Raw genomic sequence first — 25741 nt, 5'->3', positions numbered from 1 at the left:
GACCTGAGTCGCACCGGCTCAACTTTTATATGACCCTTATGACCAAGGGGGCGCACACCCGGACGCCGGCCCGGGAACAGCGCCCGGAAACAGCGCTCCGGGGCACCAGGAGAGGGCACCCTGAGCGACACAGATCACCGGCCGGTCGGCTACATGAGGTAGCACCCAGACGGGTAATGTCGGTCAGGACGAATTAAGTTACTGCTTAGTAAGTACCGCTCTCGCAGGTTCGAGGAGCCCCACATGCAACTCGCCGCGATCATCGTGTCGCTGGTCCTCATCGCGGTCGGCGTTGCCCTGCTAGGCCGCGCCGTCGTGCAGTTCGTGCGTTTCTTCATGCTCGGCGCGCCGGTCCCGGCGGGGCTGCGGACCGACAATCCCTGGCAGCGCTCGGTGACCCTGGTCCGGGAGTTCGTCGGGCACACCCGGATGAACAAGTGGGGCGTCGTCGGCGTCGCCCACTGGTTCGTCGCGGTCGGCTTCCTCAGCCTGCTCCTCACCATCGCCAACGCCTTCGGCCAGCTCTTCCAGGCCGACTGGCTGCTCCCGGTCATCGGCGAGTGGCTGCCGTGGGAGCTGCTGGTCGAGGTGATGGGGACCGGGACCACCCTGGGCATCCTCACCCTGATCGTCATCCGCCAGCTGAACCTGCCGTCGCGGGCCGGCCGCAAGTCCCGTTTCGCGGGCTCGACGAGCTGGCAGGCGTACTTCGTCGAGTACGTCATCCTCATCGTCGGCGTGTGCATCATGACGCTGCGCGGCCTCGAGGGCGCCCTGCACCACGTGGAGAGCTACGAGCCGGGGTACCTGTTCTCGTACCCGCTGGTCCTGGCCTTCAAGGGGCTGAGCCTGACCACGCTGCAGAACCTCACCTACTTCGTCGCCATGGTGAAGATCGCCACGTCGTTCATCTGGATGATCACGGTCTCCCTGAACATCGACATGAGCATCGCCTGGCACCGCTTCCTCGCCTTCCCCAACATCTGGTTCAAGCGGAACGCGGACGGCGAGGTCGCCCTCGGCGCGCTGCTGCCGATGACCAGCGAGGGCAAGCCGATCGACTTCGAGGACCCGGGCGAGGACGACCAGTTCGGCGTCTCCCAGATCGAGCACTTCTCCTGGAAGGGCATCCTCGACTTCTCCACCTGCACCGAGTGCGGCCGCTGCCAGTCGCAGTGCCCGGCCTGGAACACCGGTAAGCCGCTCTCCCCCAAGCTGCTGATCATGGCGCTGCGGGACCACTCGCACGCCAAGGCCCCGTATCTGCTCGCGGGCGGCGGCAAGTCCATGGAGGGTGAGGAGAAGGCCACCGAGGAGCAGCTGAAGGACGTGCCCGCGGCCGCCCTCGCGGAGGCCGAGCGCCCGCTGATCGGGACGCTGGAGGAGAACGGCGTCATCGACCCCGATGTGCTGTGGTCCTGCACCACCTGCGGCGCCTGTGTCGAGCAGTGCCCGGTGGACATCGAGCATGTCGACCACATCGTCGACATGCGCCGCTACCAGGTGATGATCGAGTCCAGCTTCCCCAGCGAGGCGGGCACGATGCTCAAGAACCTGGAGAAGAAGGGCAACCCCTGGGGCCTGGCCAAGAAGCAGCGGCTGGCATGGACCAAGGAAGTCGACTTCGAGGTGCCGGTCGTCGGCACGGACATCGAGGACCTCACCGAGGTCGAGTACCTCTACTGGGTCGGCTGTGCCGGCGCCCTGGAGGACCGCGCCAAGAAGACCACCAAGGCCTTCGCGGAGCTGCTGCACATCGCGGGCGTCAAGTTCGCGATCATGGGCGGCGACGAGGCGTGCACCGGTGACTCGGCCCGCCGCCTCGGCAACGAGTTCCTCTTCCAGCAGCTCGGTCAGCAGAACGTCGAGATGCTGAACATGGCCTTCGGCGAGTCCGCCGAAGGTGAGGACGGGGCCGAGGGCGTCGTCGTCGAGAAGTCCAAGAAGAAGATCGTCGCGACCTGCCCGCACTGCTTCAACACCATCGCGAACGAGTACCCGCAGCTCGGTGGTGACTTCGAGGTCATCCACCACACCCAGCTGCTCCAGCACCTCATCGACGAGGGCAAGCTGGTCCCGGTCACCCCGGTCGAGGGTCTGATCACGTATCACGACCCCTGCTACCTGGGCCGCCACAACAAGATCTACACCCCGCCGCGCGAGATCATCGCCAAGGTGCCCGGCCTCCGCAACGAGGAGATGCACCGCCACAAGGAGCGCGGCTTCTGCTGTGGCGCGGGCGGCGCCCGGATGTGGATGGAGGAGCGGATCGGCAAGCGCATCAACAACGAGCGCGTGGACGAGGCGCTGTCGCTCAACCCCGACATCGTCTCCACCGCCTGCCCGTTCTGTCTGGTGATGCTGACGGACTCGGTCAACGGCAAGAAGAACGAGGGCAAGGCCAACGAGGCGATCCAGGTCGTGGACGTGGCGCAGCTGCTGCTCGACTCGGTGAAGACGCCCGCCGACCCCGGGGGCGACGGCGAGACGGCCGAGGAGCCGGAGCCCGAGCCGGTGAAGTAGGGCCGGGAGCACTCCCGACATCGGACGGGGCCCGTCCGCGCGGTGCGCGGGCGGGCCCCGCCCGTCGTGTCCGGCGGCCCCCGGGGCCGCTCGCCGTCAGTTCCGCTTGCCGTTCTTCTGCTGGGGCAGCGTCAGTTCGGCCCAGATGACCTTGCCGTCCGGTGTGTAGCGGGTGCCCCAGCGGTCCGCGAACTGCGAGACCAGGAACAGCCCCCGGCCGCCCTCGTCCGTCGTGGCGGCGTACCGCAGATGCGGTGAGGTACTGCTGGTGTCCGAGACCTCGCAGATCAGACTGCGGTCACAGAGCAGCCGCACCCGGATCGGACCGGTGGCGTAGCGGATCGCGTTGGTGATCAGCTCGCTGAGGATCAGCTCGGTGGTGAACGCGACGTCGCCCAGGTCCCATTCGGCCAGCTTCCGCGCCACCGCCGCCCGTACCTCGGCGACGTGCGCCGGGTCGGAGGGCACCTCGCAGTCCGCGATCCGGCCCGGCTCCAGCACCCGGGTGCGCGCCACGATCAGCGCGATGTCATCGCTGGGGCGGTCGGGCAGCAGTGCGTCCAGCACCGCCGTACAGGACTCCTCGGGGGTCCGGCCGGGGTGGGAGAGGGCCTCGCTCAGCAGCTCCAGGCCGATGTCGATGTCCCGGTCGCGCTTCTCGATCAACCCGTCGGTGTAGAGCACCAGATGGCTGCCCTCCGCCAGTTCCAGCTCGGCGGTCTCGAACGGCAGCCCGCCCAGGCCCAGCGGCGGTCCCGCGGGCAGATCGGGGAACTCCACCGAACCGTCCGGGCTCACCACGGCGGGCGGCGGATGGCCGGCCCGCGCCATCGTGCAGCGGCGGGTCACCGGGTCGTAGATCGCGTACAGACAGGTGGCACCGGTGATCACTTCGGTCCCGGCGTCGGCGCTCTCGTCGCCCGCGCCCCGCTCGTCCTGGTCGATACGGGCGATCAGGTCGTCCAGATGCGACAGGATCTCGTCCGGCGGCAGATCCAGCGTCGAGAAGTTGTGCACCGCGGTCCGCAGCCGCCCCATCGTCGCCGCCGCGTGCAGACCATGACCCACCACATCCCCCACCACCAGCGCCACCCGCGCGCCCGGCAGCGGGATGACGTCGAACCAGTCGCCGCCGACGCCCGATTCGGCGGGCAGATAACGGTACGCCACGTCCAGGGCGTCCTGTTCGGGCAGCACCCGGGGCAGCAGACTGCGCTGGAGCGTGACCGCCATGGTGTGCTCGCGGGTGTACCGGCGGGCGTTGTCGATGCTGACGGCGGCGCGGGTGACCAGCTCCTCGGCGAGGGACACATCGTCCTCCTCGAACGGCTCGGGCTTCTCCGCCCGCATGAAGCTGGCCACGCCCAGCACCACGCCCCGGGCCCGCAGCGGGACCGTGATCATCGAGTGGATACCGAAGTCCACGATCTCCTGGGCGTGCTCGGGATCCTGCGCCTGCCACCCCCCGAAGTCGCCCAGCACCGGTTCGACCGTCACCGCGCCGGTGCGGAACCCCCTGGCCTGCGGGGCACTGGCACCGAACGGGATCAGCATCCCGACGGGGTAGAGCGGCACATCGTCGCGGATACCGCTGAGGGCCGTGCGCCGCAGGGCGGTGGGCTGCCCCTCCTCGTTCGCCGGGAACGCGTCCGGCGCGGCGTCCGCCGGTACGGTACCGGCGTCCGACGGCACCGACTGGTGCGGTACGACCACGCCCTGGATCACACCGGTGCCCCGGGTGGTGCCCGCCGCGTAGGCCGTCCCCGCCCCGGCCGTCTCCCCGCCCGGGATCGTTCCTGCGCGGTGGGACGTGCCGTCGGGGACCGCGCCCGGGACGGGCAGCCCCAGGGCGGGGCCCGTGGCGGTGCTGGTGCCCGTGCTGGTGCCCATGTCGCCGTCCTGCGGCTCCTCGCCGCGCAGCACCGAGTCCGCCAGGTCCACCGAGACATAGTCGGCGAACCGCGCGACCGCGTACTCCGCCAGCTCCTGGGCGGTGCGCACCACGTCCAGGGTGGTGCCGATGGACACGCCCGCGTCGTACAGCAGCTTCAGCCGCTTGCGCGCGAGGTCGACCTTGCCGGACAGGGCGCGCAGCTCGGTGGTGTCCCGCAGGGTCGCGACGCTGCCGGGCGGGCCGCCGTTGCGGTCGGTGGGCCGGTGGCTGACGGACAGCAGCCGCTCACCGGCGGTGTGCACCTCGTCGGTGGCCGGGCGGCCGGAGGTCAGCAGCGCGGCCGTGTGCGGATCGAAGCCCAGCTCGGCCACCGGACGCCCCTCGGCGTCCGGCGGCAGGTCGAACAGCCGCCGCGCCTCGTCGTTGGCCAGCACCAGACGGCCGTCGCCGCCGACGATCAGCACCCCCTCGCGCACCGCGTGCAGCACCGCGTCATGGTGCTCGTACATCCGCGTCATCTCGGCCGGGTCCAGCCCATGGGTCTGACGCCGCAGCCGCCTGCTGACCAGCGCGGTACCGGCCGTGGCCAGCGCGAGCGCGGCCGCGGCGGCGCCGAAGAGCAGCGGCAGCTGGTGGTCGGCCGCCCCGCTGACCTTCTTGATCGTGATCCCGGCCGAGACCAGGCCGACGACCCTGCCCCGGTCGTCGAAGACGGGCACCACGGACCGCACGGAGAGGCCGAGGGTGCCGGTGAAGGTCTCGGTGACCGTCCGGCCCTCCACCGCGGGCCCGATGCTGCCCATGAAGTGCTTCCCGATCCGGTGCGGATTGGGGTGGGTGTAGCGGATGCCGTCCGGCGACATGGCGACGATGAAGTCGACCCCGGAGCCCTCACGGGCCCGCTCGGCGAGCGGCTGGAGCTCACGGGTGGGGTCGGGGCCGCGCATCGCGGCGACGATGCCCGGGGCGCTGGCGAAGCTCTCGGCCACGGCCATCGAGCGATTGCGCGCCTCGCGCTCGCTGTCGTAGCGGGCCTGGAGGACGAGCGCGACCACGGCGGCGACGACGAGCAGCAGCACGACGCCCACCTGGAGGACGAACACCTGGCCCGCGACCGTGCGCACAGCGCCGAGCGGGCCGCGGCGACGACGCCGAGGCCCTCCTGGACCGCGCGGCACGACGGGGGCGTGCGGGAGCGCCGCTCCCATCCGCCGCTCACCGGGATCGCGCGGATCCCGGTCCCGGGGATCGAGCCGATCCGGCTGATCCCGATGGATCCGGCGCTCGGGCCGTACCTGCTCCGAGCGCGGCCCCTCACGCCGACCCCGTGGGCGCCAGTCGGTCATCGTGCGGGCCAACGGAACCCGTGATCGACCGAAAAGTCCGGCCATGTCGTTATTTCTAACACCCTCGCCTCGTGGCGGGCGAGCGGCATCCGCCGCCGCCGGCCGGCCACTCCCGTCCGACATCGCGACTACACCCCGCCCGCTCCCTCCATCACCACTCTCGCCGCCTCACCGCTCACCCGTGCTCCGTGCGATACGCACATGGCTGCCCCCGCTCGCCCGCTTCCAACATGTACCGATCCTGGCCGTGAAGTATCCCTTCTCACAACAACGTTGCGAATCTCTACAGGATCATGCCCCAACCACCCATTGGTAAATGTCCTGGACAGACCTTGTGCTCCAAAGGTCATCTTTACTGCCAAGCGGATGGATCGGTCCGTGATCCGCCGGAAACAGCCCAACTGCCACGTTGGCGTGCTGTAGTTGATGGTTCTACCAGTCCTCGATCCAGGCCCCGACGGGGCCCGATCGAGCGATGACCGGCGGTCGACCCGCGGTCGACCGGAGCGCGCGGCGACCGATGGCCCGGCGGGCGCGAGCGGACAGCCGGAGCAGGTCAGCGCGGCGCCGCACGGCCCGTGACGGGTGCGCGACCCCGCGTCGCGGGGCCGGAGCCGCACAGGGCCCCTGCCGGCGGCCACGGCGGTCCGTGGTGCGTTCACCTTCACGCCACCGGCACAGCACCCGCACACCCCCTGGGGGCAACCATCCGCGCCCCCAGGGGGTCACACCGGGCGCCGACGCGCCCGGCCCCGCGCCCACACCCCTTTCGCGTGTCATATATCTGCCAATTCCAGACCCTCCATCCGCCAGGTTCCAGACCCCTTACGCCCCAGCCCCTCCGGGCCCTCCCCGCCGACCTCCGGGAGCTCCTGTGCGCATACGGAACGCCGCCATCGCCACCGCCGTCACGGCCGCGGCGGCCGGAGCCATCGGTATCCCGGTGGTCCACGCCGCCCTCAGCGACGACAGGCGACCGGTGGCGAGCCCGTCCGCACAGCGCCCCACTCCCGAGACCCTGCGCGACGACTTCAACGGCGACGGCTACGCGGACCTGGTCACCACCACCCCCAAGGCCCCCGTCGGCGGCGCGGCGGGAGCGGGCCAGGTCGTGGTGGTCTACGGCTCCGCGAACGGCGTCTCCCCCTCCCGCTCCACCACGCTCACCCAGGGCGCGGGCGGCGTCCCCGGCACCGCCGAGGCCGGTGACGGCTTCGGCGCCCGGGTCACCGGCGGCGACCTCGACGGCGACGGCTACGACGACCTCGTCGTCGCCGCGACGGGTGAGAAGGCGGACGACGGCGGCAACGGCCCGGATTCCGTCACGGGCTCCGTCACGGTGGTCTGGGGCGGTGCGCACGGCCTCACCGGCGGCGGCACCGGCGTACCCACGAGGGCGGTGCCCGGCGGACACCCCTTCGGCAGGGACGTCGCCGTGGCCGACCTCGACGGCGACGGGGGCGAGAACCTGGTGGTGCTCGGCGGCGCCGGCCTGTGGACGTACGCCGACGGATTCACCCGCGCCCGCCCCGCCGCCGCCACGCTCGTCACCGACGGTCTCGCCGAGGAGCCCGCCGGTCTGGCCACCGGCGACTTCACCGGCTCGGGCAGCAGCGGCGTCGTCGTCTACGGCGAACAGGACACGGACGAGTCCAGCCCCGCCTGGGCGGCCGTCTACACCGGCGGCCCGGACGGCGTCGCCTACCAGCGCCGGCTCACCGACGGCACCTCGGCCGTCCCGGAGACGGCCGGGGTCGGCGACCTCGACAAGGACGGCTTCGCCGACCTGGTCACCGGGGCGGGCACCACCTGCTGTCCGGACTCCGTGGACGACCCGTCCGCCTCCGGGGGGCAGATCACCGTCTACTACGGCACCGAGGACGGGCTGGGCACCGGACGCCGCCGTGAACTCCTCCACCAGGACACCCCGGGCGTGCCCGGGGCGAGCGAGTGGGTGGACCACTTCGGCGCCGCCGTCTCCGTCGGCGACGCGGACGCCGACGGCTACGCGGACGTGGCCGTCGGCGTCCCCGGCGAGGAGATCGGCGGCCGGGCCGCCACCGGCTCCGTCGTCCTCCTCAAGGGCAGCGCGAAGGGCCTGACCGGCACCGACGCCCAGACCCTCCACCAGGACACGGCGGGTGTCCCGGGCGTCGGCGAGCGCAAGGACCACTTCGGCTCCGCCGTCCGCCTCGCCGACACCGACGCGGACGGCCGCTCGGACCTCGCCGCGAGCGCCGCCGGCGAGGACGTCACGGCCCACGCCACCGCCGACGGCGCCGCCTGGGTCCTCCGAGGCTCCGCCTCGGGCCTCACCGCCAAGGCGGTTACCTCCTTCAGCGCCCCGAAACTCGGCCTCACCTACCGCGACGCGGCATTCGCCTCGGTCCTCGACCACTGAGCCACGGCGGCGGCGCCCCGGCGGGTTCGCACCCCGGCGCGGGGCGCGGATCAAGGCACGACGGCCGGAACCCAGGCCCTGGATGGTCAGGCCCACTGGCGGATGGCCGGTCAGGGCCCCGGCGGGGCCACACGCCCGGCGCGGGACACGGACCAGGCGTGGCCTCGCGGCGGCGCGGCCCAGCGAGGGCCGCTGCCGACGGTGCCACCGGGGGCGGCCCCGGCAGGGGCCCTCGGTGCGGATGCCCGTGCGTGACCGCCGCACGCCTGCGGATACCGCACGCCCACGGGCCGTCCGCCGCCCGCGCAAGGCGTCACGGCGACGCGCGGACGGGGTACTCCGGTGCGGTGACACCGCGCCGCGCCGAGTCCCGGGGAGGACGGCCCCGGCTCGCGGTGAGCCCCGGGGCGACGGGCACGGCCCGCAGCGGCGGGGGCGCCCGCCGGGGCTGTGCCGCAGTCAGGCCGTACGGAGCGGTGAGGGGCTCGGCGAGCCCCCTCGGCACGAGGAGGCCCGGCGGCTCCCCGCACCGGCGGCGCCGGGCCTCGGCCGCGTCGGTGTGGGCGGGTCTGCCGGGTGCCGTCCCGGTATCGCACGGGTAACGAATCGACCCGGTCCATTGGACAGGCCACCACCCGATGGGTTGAGGTGGCTCGATGACGCCTGCGCCTCCCCCCACCGCACCACCGCCAGGACGCGTCCCGGGATCCCCGTATCGCACCTCCGCCGCAGCCGCCTGCGCGGCCGCGCTCGCGCTGCTGCTGACCGCCTGCGGGCTCGGCGGCGGCGACGAGGACTCCCCGGCCCCCTCCGACGCCGCGGCGGGAGGCGTCATCACCCCCAGCGCCTCCGCCCCCGCCCCCCACGGCAAGGGCAGCCGGCTGCCGGACGACCTCAACGGCGACGGCTATCCGGACCTCCAGCTCCCCGTCCCCTCCCGCAAGGAGGGCCTGCCGACCCGTACCGGCTTCGTCTACGGCTCCGCGAAGGGGCTGAACCCCGCCACCCGCACCGTCCTGCGGCGCCAGGACCTCGGGCTGCCGGCCGCCGACGTCACTGTCGCGGGCGCGAGCGAGGTCACCACGGCCGACTTCGACGGCGACGGCTACGCGGACGTGACCACGGCCGCGGGCGAACGGCTCAGCAAGCGCGAGGCCGAGCGCACCGGCGCCACCGTCCGGATCGTCCCCTACATCTCCTGGGGCTCGGCGGGCGGACCGCGCAAGACCCGGGCCGCCGCCCGCGTCCAGCTGACCGGTCCCGAGGACGGTGTGGACACCCAGCGCCCGACCGTGGGCGACTTCAACGGCGACGGCCACCACGACCTGGCGCTGATCCGCGCCGACCGCCGCTCCCTGCTGGTGATGTACGGGCCGTTCAGCAGGGCGGGCAAGGCCGCGAAGACCGTGCCGTACGCCAGCCCCCTGGACGACGACCACGGCCGGCGCGGCGAGATCGGCGAGCTCATCGCCGACGACATCGACGGCGACCGGCCCACCGACCTGGTCGTGCACACGCTCAACGACGAGGAGCAGTCCGGCTCCACCCTCATGGCCGCGGGCCCCCGCGGCCTGCGCCCCACCGGGCTCGCGCTGCGCGAGGGCAACTCCGTGACCTTCGGCGACTTCGACGGTGACGGCAAGCGGGACGTCGCCGTCGGCGACAGCGGCAGCCGCAACGACGAACCCGGCAACGAGACCGAACGGCCGGACGTCGGCGAGATGGTCAGCGTCTATCCGCACGCGGCGAGCCGGACCGGGAACCACACCCCGCACTCGATCAAGGTGCCGAAGATGTCCGGCGTCCTGGCGTCCGCCGACACCAACGGCGACAAGATCGACGAGCTGGCCGTGTCGCTCGGCGCGGGCGGCGTGGAGCTGTTGACCCTGCGCCGCGAGTCCCCGGGCACGGTCACCGACCGCCGCACACTGACCCGCGCCGCCCCGGCCCGGCTGGACGGCAAGAAGGTCCGCAAGGGCGAGCGCGCGGCCCGGCTCTACCGGGTCACCGACTTCGACCACGACGGGAAGGACGAGGTGGTCCTCGCCTGGGGCCGCGGCATCACCTTCTCGCTCTACGGCGAGCACCCCGAACGCTGGTGGATCACGGACGGCCGGAAGGACCTGACGGCGTTCACCAGCGATCCGTACGCGGACGACGACTGACGCCGTTGCCACCACCGGTGGCGGCAACTCCACCGCCGGGCAGGGGGACAGCCCCTCCGGGACCCCCTAAGGGATGTCACAGGTCGGCCGCAATGCCCCGGCTGTCCCACCACTCCGGCACTGTGCCCCGAACGACCGGGTACGTTCGAATGGTGGCTGGATTCAGGATCGGACGCGGACGGGACTCCCACTCCGCGCGACAAGGGCAGCAGCAGCGACCGCAGCAGCCGCCGTACGGGCACCAGGACCCGTACGGCCAGCGGCAGCCGCAGTGGCAGCAGCCCTCTTCACAGGGAGAGCCGGAGTACTTCGGCGGCGACCAGGACCCGTACTACGGCCCCGGCGCCGGACACGGGCCGGACCACGACCCCAGAGGCTACGGCCCGGGGCCGGGCGGCCAGGGGCCGTACGGACCGGGGCAGGGGCACGGTTCCGCGCCCGGCGGCTCGTACGCCGACGACAACTCGGGCCATACACAGGCGTTCAGCGTGGGCGAGGCACCCGATGCCTATGACCCGTCGTACGACGACGGGTACGCCAACACCTACCGCGCCGGCTCCTCCACCGTGCCGCCCGCGGGCCCCCGTCTGCACTGGAAGGAACTGCTGAGCGGCATCGTGCTGCGTCCGGCGGCCACCTTCTACCAGATGCGTGACTACACGGTCTGGGGCCCGGCGCTCGTCGTGACCTTCGTCTACGGCATGCTGGCGGTGTTCGGCTTCGGAAAGGCCCGCGAGGACGTCCTCAACGCCTCGGTGTCCAACAGCATCCCGTGGGTGTTGTGCACGGGCGTCGCGATGGTGCTCAGCGGTCTGGTGCTGGGCGCGGTGACGCACACCCTCGCCCGGCAGCTGGGCGGCGACGGAGCCTGGGCGCCCACCATCGGCCTGTCGATGCTGATCATGTCGCTCACGGACGCGCCGCGGCTGCTGTTCGCGCTCTTCCTGGGCGGTGACAGCTCGCTGGTGAAGCTGCTGGGCTGGGCGACCTGCCTGGCGGCGGGCGCGCTCTTCACCTCGATGGTGAGCAAGTCGCACGACCTGCCGTGGCCGAAGGCGCTGGGCGCGTCGGCGATCCAGCTGATCGCGCTGCTGAGCCTGCTGAAGCTGGGCACGCTGTAGCCGTCACGCGGCGGCGGGAACAGCGGAAACAAGGGAGGGGCCCGCACCAGCGGGCCCCGCACTCCTCACGTCCACGCCTACGCCGCTCAGGCGTCGAGCACCTGTCCCGCGCGCCGCACGACCGGCGGTTCGACCGACCACGGGAAGTTGATCCACTCGTCGGTGCGCTTCCAGACGTACTCGCACTTCACCAGGGACTGCGACTTCTCGTAGATCACGGCACTGCGCACCTCGGCGACCGTGCCGAGGCAGAAGTCCCGCACCAGCTTCAGCGTCTTGCCGGTGTCCGCGACATCGTCCGCGATCAGCACCTTCTTGTCGGAGAAGTCGATCACGTTGGGGACCGGGGCCAGCATGACCGGCATCTCGAGCGTGGTGCCGACGCCGGTGTAGAACTCCACATTGACCAGGTGGATGTTCTTGCAGTCCAGCGCGTACGCCAGCCCGCCCGCGACGAAGACGCCGCCCCGGGCTATGGAGAGCACGACGTCCGGCTCATAGCCGTCGTCCGCGATCGTCTGCGCCAGCTCGCGGACGGCGGCGCCGAACCGCTCGTAGGTGAGGTTCTCCCGCTTCCCGCTCACGCTCTCACTCACCCCGCTCACACCTGCGTCCTGTGGAAGTTCTGGAACGACCGCGAAGGGGTCGGGCCGCGCTGCCCCTGGTAGCGGGAGCCGTAACGCGCCGAGCCGTAGGGGTGCTCGGCGGGCGAGGTCAGCCGGAACATGCACAGCTGCCCGATCTTCATCCCCGGCCACAGCATGATCGGCAGCGTCGCGACGTTCGACAGCTCGAGCGTCACATGTCCCGAGAAGCCCGGGTCGATGAACCCGGCCGTGGAGTGCGTCAGCAGCCCCAGCCGCCCCAGGCTCGATTTTCCCTCCAGCCGGGAGGCGATGTCATCCGGAAGGCTGATGACCTCCAGGGTCGAGGCCAGGACGAACTCCCCGGGGTGCAGGATGAACGCGTCGTCGCCCTCAGGCTCCACCAGCCGCGTCAGATCGGGCTGCTCCACCGCCGGGTCGATATGCGGGTAGCGGTGGTTCTCGAACACCCGGAAGAACCGGTCCAGCCTCACGTCAATGCTCGAGGGCTGCACCATCGTCGGGTCATACGGATCGATCCGCACCCGCCCGGCGTCGATCTCGGTCCGGATGTCCTTGTCTGAGAGAAGCACGCAATGAGGATACGCAAAACGGAATGACCTCTCATGGCCAGCCCCCGCCCCCGGACCAGCCGCGACGACGGACGGTCCGCCCCGCCGCCGGGTACGGGGAAGGGCCCGGCCCCAGTGGACCGGGCCCTCGCCCCTGAGCTCATCGGTTACCGCTTCTGGTGCCCCACGGGCACCGCATGCCGCAGCCGCGCACAACGCGGACACCGCAGCAGCCGGCCGGGTCCGAGCCGGTCGGCGGTGAGGTGCTGCATCGGGAACGAGGCGGTGCTGAACACATGTCCTTCAGCACAACGGACGACGGTGCGCTCCATTGAGTCCCTTCCCCAAGAACGTGGACGACGTGGACGACAAAAGCCACATTAGGGGATCAACCGCATGCCGCTCCACGCGGCACTCCGCGCCCCCACCGTACGCCCCAACTCCCGCACCCCGACAGCCGCTTCTCCCCCACCCAAACCACCCCGAACAGCAAGAAGACCCGACGACAAATGCGCCGGGGGTCAGCCATGGGGTACAGTGAGCGACGATGCGGCGCCAGCCAATCGGGCGCCCTCGCGGGTGTAGTTTAATGGTAGAACATGAGCTTCCCAAGCTCAGAGCGCGGGTTCGATTCCCGTCACCCGCTCCATAGAGAAGCCCCAGGCCAGCGGCCCGGGGCTTTGTTGTTGCCTAGACCGCGCTAAGCGTCTCGTGCCAGATCCGCACCAGAAGCCTCCTCGTCGCCCTTGGCTGCACCCTTCTGTCGGTCAGCCCGTACGCGGGCATCGATCCCGGCGCGCACCATCGTGTTGGCCCGACGCACCCAGACAACCGACCGCTTCAAGGTCCACGTCCGGTCGACGCAACTCCGCTTGTTCCTCCAGGCGAGCAGGGCCGTACGCGGCGGTGTAGACCATGAGCCGCCACCGAGACCCCATGGCGTCGGCGAGTGCGTCCACCTGCTCCACGGTGGCGATCGGACGCTCGCCTGCCGACTCCTTGCCCGCGCCGCGAATCCGGCAGGGGTTCCGCCGAATCAGCTCGTCCTCAACGGCCATCGTGCAGCCGCAGAATCCGCCAACACAATTCGTCGGCGGTCGAAGAAACCCGCACTGTTCCACGGTTCAACACAATGATCAGCCTTAATCACCCCGTGATCCCCAAGCCCAGGGCGCGGGTTTGCGCCTAGACGTACCCAAAACCGGCCACAAGTGGCCGCCGCTTCGTACCGACAGCGGCAACACAGACTCCCGCGCTGCCCCAACTCCCGTTCGGACTGCGGCCGTCGATGTGCGGCGTGGCAGGAGTCGACCGCGCCGTCCCGCGGCGCGGCGCCCGTCGCGTACTAGGGCCGACGGTGACGACGCGATCAGCGGGCAGAAGCCCCTTCGGCGCCACTGCCGCTTTCTGCTGTGTCTGTGAGTTCACTTTCACGACCACCTCCATTGGGAGTGAGGAATTAATCCGGGACAACACGGATGCGTTGCGGACTAATTGACCATCTGCTTGGCTTCCGACAACTCGATTCGAGTTCCTGGGCAAATACGCCACGCAGAACAATTTCGATCCTCAACGAGAAAGCGGCATCGATACATGCGCACTACCATCAAGACAGCACTGGGCGTCAGCGCCGCGGGCCTGCTCGCGTCCGTGGCCTTTCCCGCGGTGGCGAACGCCGACACCGCCGGCACGGTGACCCTCAAGTCGTGCAACCACACCTCGAAGCAGGAGTACATCGGGTTCCCGTACCGCAACGGGCTCACGTCGACCATCATCTTCCCCGGCGATTGCTGGAAGGGGTCGCTCCGCAGCCGGACCCCCGATGAGGCAGTGGGCTACCAGAAGGTCAACGGGCACTGGCTGGCCGTCGCGACCAAGCCCCTCGGTCAGTCCGGCACGATCCAGTTCAACTTCTGATATCCGGCCCGCCTGACCGGCTTCGCCGCGATGTCCCCATCGCGCGCCGGAGCGGGGCGGTGCCAGGGCCTGGCCTCGTGGGATGGATCCATCGCACGAGGACAGGCCCTGGTGTGCCCTCTTGGCCAGCGATCAGGCAGGCGTAGGGGCGTGAGCAGAACCTGCCAGCGACCGTAGTGTCGTGGACTGTGCCTACACATGGCGGATGCACCATGGCGGTCGGTCGCCAGCCAGGCACGATCCAACCCGGGCCCGAGTCCGGCGTCGAGCTTGTAAGGCAAGGACCAGCGAGCGCCGTACTGCACCGGAGTACAGCGGCCAGCGCGACCCTGCTGACGGCCAAGCATCTCCAGGCGGTCAGCCAACCAGGCGAGGAGACCTCAGTGACCGTTCTGCTGGTGGTTCGGGACGAAGCGCAGCCGCACAGAGCGATGGACAGCGGTCAATCACGGATGCTGCGGCGGGCACACCAGCCCACCGTCAGCGTTCGTTTACTCAGGTCAGCGGCATGATCAGCACCAACCACCCGGTGATTCCCAAGCGCAGAGCGCGGGTTCGATTCCCGTCACCCGCTCCATAGAGAAGCCCCAGGCCGGCGGCCTGGGGCTTTGTTGTTGTCCGGGTGTGATCGTGCGTTCGCCGTCACCGAGATTCGATCTTGCTCAGCTTTGATCAGGCGGAGACTCCGAACGATCGGGACGTGCCAGACGTGGTGTGACGGACGGGACGCAGGCGTAGGCTCGGGCCCAGCGTCCACACCACCGGCCAGGCCATGACGACAGGCGCAGACCGCCGCCCAGGAGACGTTCCGATGACTGAGCAGCCCACCACCCCGGACGGGCCTGTGATTCCGATGCCGACCCTGACTCCGGCGGCCCTCCGTGCGGCCGTCGCCGACATCGCCCCGGCCCAGCTGCCATCCTTCGTCGAGCATCTCGACCGGGCCGTCGAGCAGGCCGCCGCCCAGAGCACCATCGCCCCGCTCCGCGCGTTCCTCCTGTGGTGGGGGGAGTTCGTCGCCATCCAGCGCTATCCCTCCCGCGCGGCGCGCCTGAGCGAGCTGGAGGCCCTGGCAGAAGAGGCCACCGACCGGGAGACCGTCCGCACCGCTCTCGCTGAGATCCGCAAGATCACGGACCTCGCGCACACCGAGATCACCGCGTGACCGACGGCTGGACCTGGGAGTACGACCCCGACGCGGACCATGTCGTGGGCGGCCTCCCGCACGATGTCGTGGCCGAGGTGAGCGCCTGGCCGGTCAACTCACCATCCTGGGCCGTGATGCCGCCGGCGTCGGACGCGGCAAGCCGCACGGCGGAGGGCTCAGAACCCAGGACATCTTCGGCGGGCGGGGCTTCTTCCTGTTCTTGGCCCTCGACCGACTTCAGCTCGTGGTGATCACGCGGGTCACCTGGCTCGGCTGAACAGCGAGGCCGCAATGTCGGCAGCGGTCGGGGGGTCATATACCGCGGTTCATCGCAGTGCGGGGCCCAGCAACTTCACTGCCGTTTCCCAACGGAACGCCTGGCGCCCCCACCCGCCTTGGGCCGGTGCGGCTCGTAGTCGCTGATCAGCACACCCATCCCGCGCAGTCGCTCCAGGCTCTGCCAGTAGGCGGGGTGCGCTGCCTGGGCGGCGTTCAAGTACGGCAGGACCACCGTCGGGACACCCAGGCCATACGCCTCGTTCAGGATCCCCAGGGCCAGGGTGTCCGAGATCCCTGCCGCCCACTTGTTGATGGCGTCGAAGGTGGCCGGGGCGACCGCGATGGCGTCCGGCGCTGGCAGGGGGCGTGTTTCTGGCGGGGGACCGCCAGGCCGAGCGGATCGGGTAGCCGGTCTGATCCTCCACTGCCTGTGTGTCGATAAAGCCCAAGCCATGCGGGGTGGCGATGACCCCGACATCTTAGTGTCGCTGCTGGGCCAAGACGATCAGCTTGCCGGCATCGTCGGCGACCCCGGCCGCGCAGACGACGACGTACAGAAACGGCTTCTTCCGCTCGCTCACGCAGGAACTCCCGGTTGTCTGCTGACGTCGTGCAGTCCGGGCAGCGCGCCACACCGGCCGCGGGCTGCCGTCGCCCGACCACCCGGCCTGCCTCGCGTGCCCACACCGCCGGGCCGACGGCGCTAGCTCGGGCGGATCGCGGCCTCGATGTGGGCGAGTTGGGCGGCGAGGATCTCTTCGAACGCGGCGCGGCGGTCCGCTCCGAGGGGGCGGACGTCGCGGGCGAAGTGGGCCAGGGCCGGGAAGCGTTCGGGGTCGGCGCCGAGTACCGCGACGCGGAACAGCTCCATGCCCTGTTCGTGGTCTTCGGGGGTGACGGTGCTGACCCCGGCCTCGGAGGCGATCAGCGCGGCGATGAGGACCGCGATCCGGTGGTAGCGCGCCGGGATCTCCTCGTCGGGCAGTCCCGACGCGCGCAGGGCCTGCAGTACCTCTTCCATGACCAGCCGGGAACCGGTGCCGGATGACGCGTAGCGCCCCCAGACCGCGGCGAGCTGGGGCTGCTGGCCGAAGGCCCCTCTCAGGCGCAGGGCCAGGGCGGTGATGCGCTGCTTCCAGTCGCCCTCGGGACGGTAGTCGTCCATGGCGGCCAGGAGGATCCGGTCGGCGACCGCGCGCAGGAGTTCGGTCTTGCTGCGGAAGTGCCGGTAGAGGCTGGAGGAGTCGGTCCCGAGCACCACGGCGAGCTTGCGCACGCTGAACGACTCGGCGTCGCCCGCGCGCAGCAGCTCCGCCGCCGCGTCCAGGATCTCCTCGGTCGACCAGCGCCTTCGCCCTGCCATCCCACTCCTCTCGCCGGATCTCAGCCTAACTTATGCACTTGGTGTTGCACGCACCGCGTGCATAATGAGGACATGAGCGGGACGACGTGTCGGCTCATGCCTTGTCACCCGTGTCAGGCGGCCGACGGCACGCTCGGCCCGGGGCATACGAAAGGACTCGTGTCGTGAGGAACTCACTGGATCCCGCGGCGTTGAACGCCGCTCTGGAGAACGTCCACCGCGCCGGGATACCGGGTCTGTTCGCCGAGGTGCGTGACGGCGACCAGGTCTGGCGCGGCGCCGCCGGGGTCGCCGATGTCGCCACCGGCCGCCCCGTCACCGCCGATATGCGGCACCGCGTCGGCAGCATCACCAAGACCTTCACGGCCGCCGCGGTTCTGCAACAGGTCGAGGCTGGTCGGATCGGTCTCGACGCACCGATCGGCCGTTACCTTCCGAGGCTGGTTCCCGGGGAACGCGGTGACGCGATCACGGTCCGGATGCTGATCAACCACACCAGCGGCCTCGCCGAGTACCTCCCCTGTGCCTACCCCTCCCTCAAGGCGTTCCCGGCCCTCGCGGACACCGGGCCCCAGAGTCTGGACGACAGCCGGTTCACTCGCTTTCACCCCACCGAACTGATCGAGATGGGGGTCACCGCCCCTGCCGTCGGCGCTCCGGGCGGCACTCCGGGGGTGTACTCCAACACCAACTACCTGCTCCTCGGCGAACTCCTGGAACAGGTGACGGGCACGACGGCCGAGCGGTACATCACCCGGAACGTGATCGAGCGCGCCGGGCTCCGGGACACCGAGCTCCCCGTGGAGCCGTACGTCGACGGGGAGCACTCGCAGGTCTACGAGGCGTGGTTCGGCATGATCGACCCGCCGCGCGACTACAGCGTCTACGACATGTCCTGGGTGGGGGTGGCGGGCTCGCTGATATCGACCGTCTCGGACCTCAACCGTTTCTTCGGCATGCTGCTCGCCGGCGAGATCGTCAGCCCGTCGTCACTGGCGCGGATGCGGCGCACCGTCCCGGTCGTCTCCCAAGAGGGGAAGACGATCGACTACGGCCTCGGCCTGCACCCGACGGAGACTTCCGGTCAGGACACGTTCTGGGGCCATGGCGGCACGGTCTGGGGCTCTGGAGCGCTGGCCATGACCCGTGCCGACGGTGAGCGGCAGATGTGCGTCGCGGTGAACCTGCAGCGGTGGAACAGGCTCGACTCCTCGGGCAAGCCGCAGCCCCACCCCATCGACGACGCACTTGCCGCCTTCCACCGCGCGGCGATGTACGGCTGACCGGACTTCCGGTGCCGCCGGCGGACCGAGGGTGACCCATTGCCGGCGTCGTCGCTGTCCGGCACCGGTGGTGATGGAGCGTCAGCGCAGCGTTAGTGGCGCGCTAATGGGGCGGTAGCGCCCACCGGCAAGGTGGTTGACGCACCGAGTGGGACATCGACGGGCGCACACCTCGACTCACGGCCATGCGCCAGAGCAATTTCGCCATGACAGTAGAGCAATTTCCGCATGAACCCGCAGTGCGGCGCCACTCATCTCACGTCGCAGCTACAACGTTAGGAGTTTGCAGATGCTTCGCAAGAGGTCACGTCTGATCGCCGCGCCGATCGCGGCTGTCGCCCTGAGTCTGACGATCGCCGGTTACCAGGCCAGTGCCGCCGGGTCGTCGTCGGACGGCGCGCAGCGGTCCGGCAAGGTCACCCGGGCGGCGGACGCGGGCCCGTGCCTGGCCGACGCCACGACGCTGGTGGGCGACCTCGACGGGGACGGCCAGGCTGACAAGATCAGGAATCCTGGGCACACCGGGACCAAGATGACCATCCAGTGGGGGGCCGAGGACGGCACGTTCGGTGCGAAGCAGTCCGTCAGCAAGCTGCTCGGCGCGAAGAGGGGCGAGGTCGCGACCGCCGCGGTCGCCGACTTCCAGAACGACGGCACCCTGGGCATGGTCGTGAACATCGTCAAGCCGTCCGGCATGGACGATCCCGCGAAGGCGCGCCTCGCGGAGTACCGTCATGGCCCGCTCTCGCGGTCGGACCTGAGCTCCGCCGACTCCCGGCACTCCGACATCGGCGACAGCGGCGAGGCCCAGCAGCTGCGGGTCGCCAACTACGGCGACGACCCGTACCCGGACCTCGCGATCCTCAACAACGCCGGTGACGGGCAGCTGGACCGGGAGGTGCGGCTGTCGACGGCGGGCAGCGGACCGGGCGACTACGACGACGCGATGATGGAGAAGTACGGGGAGTACGCGACCACGGGTGAGCCGCCGGCCATGCCGGGCGACGGCTGGACCCACTTCTACCAGCCCTGCTCCTGACCACGATCCGGCGCCGCCGGTCCTTCGGGGACCGGCGGCGCCGGGCCGCACGGATGCGGATCCCCGACCCCGTCCGGATGGCGCTTCCAAGGTTTCCCTACACCGTTGATCCCTCGTCCGGCCCGCCCGTGGAATGGAAGGAGGTGTTCGGGCGGTTCGGGGTCTCCATGACGAACGAGTGCGCCACCGAGCAGCGGGTGCTGCCCACCTTCAAGACCGTCTGGTCGTCGGGGCCGCAGCCGGAGTGCCATGTCCTCCGGCCGGGGCAGGAGTCCACCCAGTGGGTGACGCCGGCGGCCCTCCCCTTCATGGACCAGGCATTCCTCGGCCTGGTGCGCTGCTGAACCGGCCGAACCGCGTCATGTGAACGTGGTGGGACGTGCGCCGTGGTCGTCGCCCAGGCGGTCCGCGACGACCATGGCCACGTCGTCCGCCAGAACCCCCTCCGTGTGGCGCAGCAGACGGCCGTGCAGGTCCTCCAGGAACGCCGTCGGGGTGCACGGGCGCACCGCTTCCATCGCGTCCGCCAGCGGGAAGAAGGCCCGGTCGGGGTCACGGGCCTCGATGACGCCGTCGGTGTAGAGCAGCAACCGGTCACCGGGGGCGAAGGGGTAGGTCTCGGCCGTCGAGGGCGGGCCGGAGAAGAAGCCCTCCAGGCCCAGGGGCGGCAGGGGTGTGGTGGGCGTCAGCGGCCGCACCTTGCCCTCCCTGAGGACCATCGGGGGCGGGTGGCCCCGGTTGACCAGCTGGATCACGAAGGAGTCCGGGATCTGGGCGACCAGGACGGTGACGAACTCCTCCGCCTGGTCGTCCAGGTCGGCCGCGCTCCCGGCGGCGGTCTCGCGGTGCAGGGCCGCCGCGCAGTGGTTGACGACCTCGGTGAGGTCGTCCTCGTAGTGCACCGCTTCCCGGAAGGCGCTGAGTACGGCCGCGGCCGCGCGGACGGCGTGGAGGCCCTTGCCGCGGACGTCGCCGACGATCAGGCGGACGCCGTAGTGGGTGTGCACGGCCTCGTAGAGGTCCCCGCCGATCTGGGCGCCGGTCTCGGCCGCGAGATAGGTGCTGGCGGCCCGCACGGGCCCCAGCCGGGCGGGGACGGGGCGCAGGATGACGTCCTGGGCCGCGGAGGCGATACGGCGGATCTGGTCGAGCTCGCTCTGTCTGCGCGTACGCACGGCGCTACTCATGGTGATGCTGGCCGAGGACACCAGCAGCAGCCCCAGGAGGTTGCTGTAGACCTGGTCGCTGCCCCACGCCTCGTTGTAGGTCGCGGTGGTCACGCTGACGGCCAGTGCGACGCCCGCGGCCGCCATCGTGCCCCGGGGACCCATCGTCAGCGCGGCGAGCGCCGGGGTCGCCGTGAGGAACGGGCCGGTGTACAGGAACTCGAGGGGTGACAGCTCGATGCACAGCGCGATCAGCGCGATCACGAACGGCACGGCCCGTTCGAGCACGATGACGAGCTGACCGTGATCACCCACCCACGGACGGTTTCGGGGTGGTGAGCGGACGAGCGACCACATGGATCCAGCCTGCCGCGTCGGAGCGCGAGGTTCCACTTCTCCCGGACACCGGCCTGTTCTCCCCCCGCCCCACGTGATCATCCGGGCCCGCGGCAGAAGGTCCATCCGAGGGCCGATCCTGCCGCCGGGAGCCGGAGTCCGCGCGGCGCCAAGTGATGATCTTCCGCCCCCGGTGGACGACCGGCGGGGCGATGTGCGAGGTCCGGGGCGGACTGGGGAGGTCATGGAGAAATTTCTGCGGGCATTGAGAACTATCGCCGTGCTTGCCGTATCTCCTATGACCACATCCATGAAGGGTGGACATGTGAATAGAAAGAAACACAGACGGTCTCGACTGCTCGTCATGACCGTCGCTGGTGTGGCCGCGATGGGTGTCGGGGCTGGCGCCCTTCTGATGACGGACAACGACGCCTCGGCCGGGCAGTCCGCCGAACAGCGGGCCGCCGTACAGGAGACGCTCACCATCAAGTGCCCGGACATCTCGATCCGGCTCACGCGGGTGCCGCGCCAGGCGCAGCCCACGGTGGACGACGAACTGGCGCGGATGGACAGCCAGGTGGCCACGGCGTACCAGCGGCTGGCCACACGGGGCTCCGGGGCGAGCGACGAATGGGTGAAGTCGCGCGTGCTGGAACCGCTGTCGACACAGCGCCGTTCCGCGATCATCCGCATCACCGCCACGATCGACCGCGTGGCGTCCCGGCCGCAGGGGCTGACCTCGCTGGCGTCGTGCACCGTGAAGCGGGACAGCACCGCACCCGCCAGCGCCGACACCAACGCCGGGAACACCGACCCCAACGCCGGGAACGGCGGCGCCACACCCACCCCGGGTGGTGCCACTCCGGCCGCGGGCGGCCAGCAGCCGCCGCAGCAGAGCGGCCCGCAGAAGGCCGACTTCGTGGACATCCGCCAGGTGCGGCCCAACGTCAGCAAGCCCGCGCAGAAGACCGGCGCCTCCAAGGGCACCTTCACCTCGCGCTGCGGCCGCAACGAGAACAAGCACTTCAACCCGGACAACGTGATCGTGGCGCCCGGTGTGAGCAATGGCGCGCACCATATGCACGACTACGTGGGCAACCTCGCGACCGACGCGTTCTCCTCCGACCAGGACCTCGCCGGCGCCGGGACCACCTGCACCAACGGTGACCGCTCGACGCACTACTGGCCGGTCCTGCGGCTGCGTGACGGCAGCAACGAGAAGGACGTGAACGCGGACGGCGGCGGCAAGGACGGCAACGTCGGCCGCATCCTCCAGCCCGCCTCGGTCAAGCTCACCTTCCGCGGCAGCCCGGTCACCAAGGTCGCCGCGATGCCGAAGTTCCTGCGCATCATCACCGGTGACGCCAAGTCGTTCACCAACGGCACGGCCAACGCCAATGCCTCGTGGAGCTGCACCGGATTCGAGAACCGGCAGCTGAAGGACAAGTACCCGCTCTGCCCGAGCGGCAGCAACGTGGTGCGGACCTTCAACTTCCAGAGCTGCTGGGACGGGAAGAACACCGACAGCGCCAACCACCGCGCCCATGTGGCGTTCGCCCAGGCGGACGGCTCGTGCCCGCAGGGGTTCCGGGCGGTCCCGCAGTTGGTCCAGCGGATCACCTACAAGGTCCAGCCCGGTTCGACGTTCGCCGTCGACAGCTTCCCCGAGCAGCTGCACAAACCGGTCACGGACCACGGTGACTTCATCAACGTGATGTCCTCGCGGCTGATGGCGAAGGCGGTGCGCTGCATCAACAACGGCAGCAAGTGCGGCTGAGCCGCGGATGCCGTAGGCGTGCCGTATCAGTGCCGCAGGAGTGAGGAGCGGTGACGGCCCGGGGTGGAACCGGGCCGTCACCACCGCGCGGCACCTCCGGCCGCGCGCTGTCGTCAGCCCGCCGGAGGGGTGGAGAGGGCCGCGCCGAAGCCCGCCTTCTCCGCCGCGTAGTCGAAGGAGTCGGGGCCGAAGAGGATCGAGCCCCGGCCGGTGAGCCCGTCGGCGCTGCCGTAGGTCATGCTCACCGCACCCGTACCCCGCCACTTGCCGCGCGCGCCGGTGGCCAGGTCGGCCTTGCCGTCGCCGTTGTAGTCGGCGGGGGCGAGCGTGGAGCCGAAGAAATCGCCGGTCTCGGCGACACCGACCACGCCCTTGGTGTCCAGCGAGAGGGTCTGGGCGCCCTCGGCGGTCAGCCAGTTCCTGCTGCCGCGCAGCACGGTGAGGGCACCGGCGTTCTGGAAGCCGTCACCGTCCACCGCCCCGGGATCGGCGACGAACAGGTCCTCGTAGCCGTCGCCGTCGACATCGGCCAGCTCCGCCGCGGTGCCGCCCTGCTGCTCACCGGACCAGGCCACGGCTCCGGCCGCGTCCAGTCCGTTCGCGCTGCCCGGGAAGGTGCGCAGCTTGTAGTCGTCGGGCCCGTCCTCGAAGCCGGTGTCGATGACCACGTCGTCCTTGCCGTCGCCGTTCACATCACCGGCCACGACGCGGTAACCGGCGAACGGCAGACCGACGTTCCGGCCCAGCGGGGTGGTTGAGAGACCGGAGCGGGAGCCCGGCAGCACACCGAGGGTGCCCTCGTCGGCCGGGTCGTCGAAGTACGCCACGGTGGCCAGGTCGGCGTAGCCGTCGCCGTTGACGTCACCACCGGCGATGCCCTGGGTGCCCGCGCCGCCGCCGGGCGGGGTGATCAGCCGGACCGCCGGCGTGGGTGTGGAGCGCAGGTTCTTCGCGCCCTTCACCACGGCCACCTTGGTGCCGTCGACGGTGGCCAGGTCCTGGAGGCCGTCGTGGTCGAAGTCCCCCATGGCCAGCCGTCCGCCGAAGCCGCGGCCCGCGGTGACGGTCGGCGCGTGGTAGGCGATGGCCTTGTCGGACAGCCCGGTCGGGGAACCGAAGACGATCGTCACCGAGCCGGCGCCCTTCACGTCCCCGATGGCCTCGCCGCTGGCCCCGACGACCAGATCGGCATGACCGTCGCCGTCCATGTCGCCCATCGCCAGCGCCGAGCCGAACCTGTCCCCGGCCTCGGGCGTCCCCGGCACACCGGCATGGGACTGGGTGAGCCCCTGGTGGCGCGCGACGGAGATCCCGGAGGCGGAGCCGAAGGTCAGTGCCACGTATCCGGCTTTCGCATGGCCCTTGACGGCCCCGCCGGGGGCACCGGAGGCGAGGTCGTCGAAACCGTCGCCGTCCATGTCGGCGGGGGTGGTCTTCCCGGCGGCCGGTGCGGCGGGGGCCCTGGCGGGGGTGCCGGGCGCGGCGTACGAGGGGGTGGTGGCGAGAGCGACTCCCGTCACCACGGCCACGACGCCACCGATCGGCAGGATGTGTCTCGGCATAGGTGTCCTTCCCGTGCTGTGTCGCACGGTGGGACACCCCAGGAACGCGAAGGGTTGTGGCATGAACAGGGACGACGGGCTGGTGGGCCACTGGCACAGCACTCCCTTCGACATCGGCGTGATGGAGACCAGCGAACTGGCCTTCCTGCCGGACGGCCGGGGCTGGGGCGTCTGGGCCGGGATGAGCGGTGAGTTGAGCGTCACCCGGTTCCGGTGGCACTGCCCGGCCCCGGGGCGTCTGGTGCTGCGGGAGGAGTGGCAGACCAGTGGCACCTGGGCGGAGGGCGGGGAGGACTGGAGCTTCGCCTCGGTGGACTCCGGCGGCCCCGTGGACGCCACGACGGCCACGGGGTACACCCTGGGGCCCGAGGTGCCGCCCGGGGGCCGGGAGGGGGCGCTGTGGGCCGTACGGTTCGACGAGGTCGTGGAGTTCAGCCATCTCTTCGCGCGCGAAGAGCGTCCGGTGCGTGCGGACCAGGACCCGTCCCGCCACCACTTCCCGCAGCCGTGAACCCGCTCTGACCTGGGCCGGGAGACGGCGGAACGCGGAACGGCGGAGGAACGGCCTGTCGCCCGCACAGGTTCATCGGGAATACTGCCCGCCGTGGAGCAGAGCACAGGACCGATCATCCCGCCCATGCACACCGCCGCCGGGACGGACCCGGGGTACATCCCCGGGCTCACGTCGCCGCGCCCTGTCGACGGGGAGGAGGAGACCCCGAAGGACACGGCGGAGCGGCCAACCGCGGAGACCGCCCCGGAGGACACCGGGCCGGACACCGGGGACGAGAACACCGGCACCGCCGCCGGGGCCGATGCCGAGGCTGACGACGACGAGGCCACGGCGGAGGACGAGACGGACGGTGACGCCGACGACAGCGGCGAGTCCGACGAGGAGGACGAGACGGACGGTGACGGGCCGGTCTTCGAGGTGTCCGACCACCGCGCCGGTATCGTCGCGCGCCGCGCCGGGATCACCCTGCGCATGGACGGCGAGGAGGCCCAGTTCGGCTGGGACGAGATCGGGGCGGTCGAGGTCGATACCCCCCGGTTCAAGAAGCGGTTCTCCGTCACCGTCTACGCGACCAACCGCCGCTGGTACGAGGCCGAGGTCCAGCCGTCCTCCCGCGGGCTGCTGAAGACGTGGACCGACGAGCTCGACGCGGTCCTCGACGCCTACTTCGACGACGCCGGGCCGAAGGACACCGGGCCGGAGAAGGAGAAGCAGGCGGCGGCGGACGACGACGCGTGACGGGCGGGGCCACA

At 70.7% G+C, this 25741-nt stretch carries 18 protein-coding genes, 1 tRNA gene and 2 pseudogenes; 13 read left to right on the top strand and 8 right to left on the bottom strand.

Annotated features, from left to right (window positions below; genetic code table 11):
• Positions 1-243: 243 nt before the first annotated feature.
• Entirely contained in the window at positions 244-2523 is a 2280-nt protein-coding gene (locus AC07FT_RS14740) for a (Fe-S)-binding protein (RefSeq protein ID WP_479176548.1), read from the top strand.
• A gap of 96 nt (positions 2524-2619) precedes the next feature.
• Here the strand turns inward: AC07FT_RS14740 and AC07FT_RS14735 are convergent, their stop codons facing one another.
• Entirely contained in the window at positions 2620-5625 is a 3006-nt protein-coding gene (locus AC07FT_RS14735; protein WP_479176547.1) for a SpoIIE family protein phosphatase, read from the bottom strand.
• Between the two features lie 1012 nt (positions 5626-6637).
• On the opposite strand from AC07FT_RS14735, the gene AC07FT_RS14730 reads away from it, so the two are divergent.
• From AC07FT_RS14730 to AC07FT_RS14720, 3 genes are all read left to right on the top strand, one after another.
• The gene (locus AC07FT_RS14730) at positions 6638-8164 is read left to right on the top strand and encodes an FG-GAP repeat protein (protein ID WP_479176546.1); all 1527 of its coding nucleotides are present in this window, start codon (positions 6638-6640) and stop codon (positions 8162-8164) included.
• A 656-nt stretch (positions 8165-8820) separates the two neighbouring features.
• Positions 8821-10329 (top strand): FG-GAP repeat protein, encoded by a 1509-nt coding sequence (locus AC07FT_RS14725; RefSeq protein WP_479176545.1) that lies wholly within the window; start codon positions 8821-8823, stop codon positions 10327-10329.
• A gap of 149 nt (positions 10330-10478) precedes the next feature.
• Entirely contained in the window at positions 10479-11450 is a 972-nt protein-coding gene (locus AC07FT_RS14720) for a Yip1 family protein (RefSeq protein WP_479176544.1), read from the top strand.
• 86 nt (positions 11451-11536) lie between these two features.
• Here AC07FT_RS14720 and AC07FT_RS14715 read toward each other — a convergent pair whose 3' ends face one another.
• Positions 11537-12034, bottom strand: coding sequence for a phosphoribosyltransferase (locus AC07FT_RS14715; RefSeq protein WP_479176628.1), 498 nt, complete (start codon positions 12032-12034; stop codon positions 11537-11539).
• A gap of 17 nt (positions 12035-12051) precedes the next feature.
• Entirely contained in the window at positions 12052-12627 is a 576-nt protein-coding gene (gene dcd / locus AC07FT_RS14710; RefSeq protein ID WP_471192407.1) for a dCTP deaminase, read from the bottom strand.
• A 554-nt stretch (positions 12628-13181) separates the two neighbouring features.
• Between dcd and AC07FT_RS14705 the strand changes: the two genes are divergently transcribed.
• Positions 13182-13255: transfer RNA gene (locus tag AC07FT_RS14705), tRNA-Gly, on the top strand.
• Positions 13256-13439: 184 nt separating this feature from the next.
• Here AC07FT_RS14705 and AC07FT_RS14700 read toward each other — a convergent pair.
• Positions 13440-13661 (bottom strand): annotated as a pseudogene (locus AC07FT_RS14700) (tyrosine-type recombinase/integrase); the annotation flags it as partial.
• 538 nt (positions 13662-14199) lie between these two features.
• On the opposite strand from AC07FT_RS14700, the gene AC07FT_RS14695 reads away from it, so the two are divergent.
• Together AC07FT_RS14695 and AC07FT_RS14690 are read left to right on the top strand one after the other, a co-directional pair.
• Positions 14200-14523: a hypothetical protein gene (locus AC07FT_RS14695; protein WP_471192363.1), complete on the top strand. Its 324-nt coding sequence runs from the start codon at positions 14200-14202 to the stop codon at positions 14521-14523.
• Positions 14524-15334: 811 nt separating this feature from the next.
• Entirely contained in the window at positions 15335-15688 is a 354-nt protein-coding gene (locus AC07FT_RS14690; RefSeq protein WP_479176543.1) for a hypothetical protein, read from the top strand.
• Between the two features lie 308 nt (positions 15689-15996).
• On the opposite strand, the pseudogene AC07FT_RS14685 reads toward AC07FT_RS14690, so the two are convergent.
• Positions 15997-16530 (bottom strand): annotated as a pseudogene (locus tag AC07FT_RS14685) (flavoprotein).
• 122 nt (positions 16531-16652) lie between these two features.
• The gene (locus tag AC07FT_RS14680) at positions 16653-17312 is read right to left on the bottom strand and encodes a TetR/AcrR family transcriptional regulator (RefSeq protein WP_479176542.1); all 660 of its coding nucleotides are present in this window, start codon (positions 17310-17312) and stop codon (positions 16653-16655) included.
• Positions 17313-17476: 164 nt separating this feature from the next.
• Here AC07FT_RS14680 and AC07FT_RS14675 point away from each other — a divergent pair, with 164 nt between their 5' ends.
• The 3 genes from AC07FT_RS14675 (at position 17477) to AC07FT_RS14665 (ending at position 19978) form a co-directional block, all read left to right on the top strand.
• Positions 17477-18595, top strand: a complete 1119-nt coding sequence (locus tag AC07FT_RS14675; protein ID WP_479176541.1) for a serine hydrolase domain-containing protein — start codon at positions 17477-17479, stop codon at positions 18593-18595.
• A 289-nt stretch (positions 18596-18884) separates the two neighbouring features.
• Complete coding sequence (locus tag AC07FT_RS14670) at positions 18885-19634, top strand: FG-GAP repeat domain-containing protein (RefSeq protein WP_479176540.1); 750 nt, start codon at positions 18885-18887, stop codon at positions 19632-19634.
• A gap of 167 nt (positions 19635-19801) precedes the next feature.
• On the top strand, positions 19802-19978 hold the full coding sequence (locus AC07FT_RS14665) for a hypothetical protein (RefSeq protein ID WP_479176539.1): 177 nt from the start codon (positions 19802-19804) through the stop codon (positions 19976-19978).
• 15 nt (positions 19979-19993) lie between these two features.
• Here AC07FT_RS14665 and AC07FT_RS14660 read toward each other — a convergent pair whose 3' ends face one another.
• The gene (locus AC07FT_RS14660; protein ID WP_479176538.1) at positions 19994-21115 is read right to left on the bottom strand and encodes a PP2C family protein-serine/threonine phosphatase; all 1122 of its coding nucleotides are present in this window, start codon (positions 21113-21115) and stop codon (positions 19994-19996) included.
• Positions 21116-21500: 385 nt separating this feature from the next.
• Between AC07FT_RS14660 and AC07FT_RS14655 the strand changes: the two genes are divergently transcribed.
• Positions 21501-22913, top strand: coding sequence for a DUF1996 domain-containing protein (locus tag AC07FT_RS14655; protein WP_479176537.1), 1413 nt, complete (start codon positions 21501-21503; stop codon positions 22911-22913).
• A 113-nt stretch (positions 22914-23026) separates the two neighbouring features.
• Here AC07FT_RS14655 and AC07FT_RS14650 read toward each other — a convergent pair whose 3' ends face one another.
• Positions 23027-24475, bottom strand: coding sequence for an FG-GAP-like repeat-containing protein (locus tag AC07FT_RS14650; protein ID WP_479176536.1), 1449 nt, complete (start codon positions 24473-24475; stop codon positions 23027-23029).
• A gap of 61 nt (positions 24476-24536) precedes the next feature.
• Here AC07FT_RS14650 and AC07FT_RS14645 point away from each other — a divergent pair, with 61 nt between their 5' ends.
• Both AC07FT_RS14645 and AC07FT_RS14640 read left to right on the top strand, forming a co-directional pair.
• Entirely contained in the window at positions 24537-24986 is a 450-nt protein-coding gene (locus AC07FT_RS14645; RefSeq protein WP_479176535.1) for a hypothetical protein, read from the top strand.
• Between the two features lie 93 nt (positions 24987-25079).
• Positions 25080-25727, top strand: a complete 648-nt coding sequence (locus tag AC07FT_RS14640) for a hypothetical protein (protein ID WP_479176534.1) — start codon at positions 25080-25082, stop codon at positions 25725-25727.
• Positions 25728-25741: the final 14 nt, after the last annotated feature.

It is taken from the genome of Streptomyces sp. NPDC045899, assembly GCF_056431485.1.
The sequence above is the reverse complement of the archived record's forward strand: the minus strand, read 5'-3'. Positions and strand labels throughout refer to the sequence as shown.

Excerpts from the sequence above, each read along its gene's own strand:
- AC07FT_RS14740 (WP_479176548.1), top strand. The coding sequence starts at position 244 with ATGCAACTCGCCGCGATCATCGTGTCGCTGGTCCTCATCGCGGTCGGC.
- AC07FT_RS14735 (WP_479176547.1), bottom strand. The coding sequence starts at position 5,625 with ATGGGAGCGGCGCTCCCGCACGCCCCCGTCGTGCCGCGCGGTCCAGGA.
- AC07FT_RS14725 (WP_479176545.1), top strand. The coding sequence starts at position 8,821 with ATGACGCCTGCGCCTCCCCCCACCGCACCACCGCCAGGACGCGTCCCG.
- AC07FT_RS14720 (WP_479176544.1), top strand. The coding sequence starts at position 10,479 with ATGGTGGCTGGATTCAGGATCGGACGCGGACGGGACTCCCACTCCGCG.
- AC07FT_RS14695 (WP_471192363.1), top strand. The coding sequence starts at position 14,200 with ATGCGCACTACCATCAAGACAGCACTGGGCGTCAGCGCCGCGGGCCTG.
- AC07FT_RS14690 (WP_479176543.1), top strand. The coding sequence starts at position 15,335 with ATGACTGAGCAGCCCACCACCCCGGACGGGCCTGTGATTCCGATGCCG.
- AC07FT_RS14680 (WP_479176542.1), bottom strand. The coding sequence starts at position 17,312 with ATGGCAGGGCGAAGGCGCTGGTCGACCGAGGAGATCCTGGACGCGGCG.
- AC07FT_RS14670 (WP_479176540.1), top strand. The coding sequence starts at position 18,885 with ATGCTTCGCAAGAGGTCACGTCTGATCGCCGCGCCGATCGCGGCTGTC.
- AC07FT_RS14665 (WP_479176539.1), top strand. The coding sequence starts at position 19,802 with ATGACGAACGAGTGCGCCACCGAGCAGCGGGTGCTGCCCACCTTCAAG.
- AC07FT_RS14655 (WP_479176537.1), top strand. The coding sequence starts at position 21,501 with ATGACCGTCGCTGGTGTGGCCGCGATGGGTGTCGGGGCTGGCGCCCTT.
- AC07FT_RS14650 (WP_479176536.1), bottom strand. The coding sequence starts at position 24,475 with ATGCCGAGACACATCCTGCCGATCGGTGGCGTCGTGGCCGTGGTGACG.
- AC07FT_RS14645 (WP_479176535.1), top strand. The coding sequence starts at position 24,537 with ATGAACAGGGACGACGGGCTGGTGGGCCACTGGCACAGCACTCCCTTC.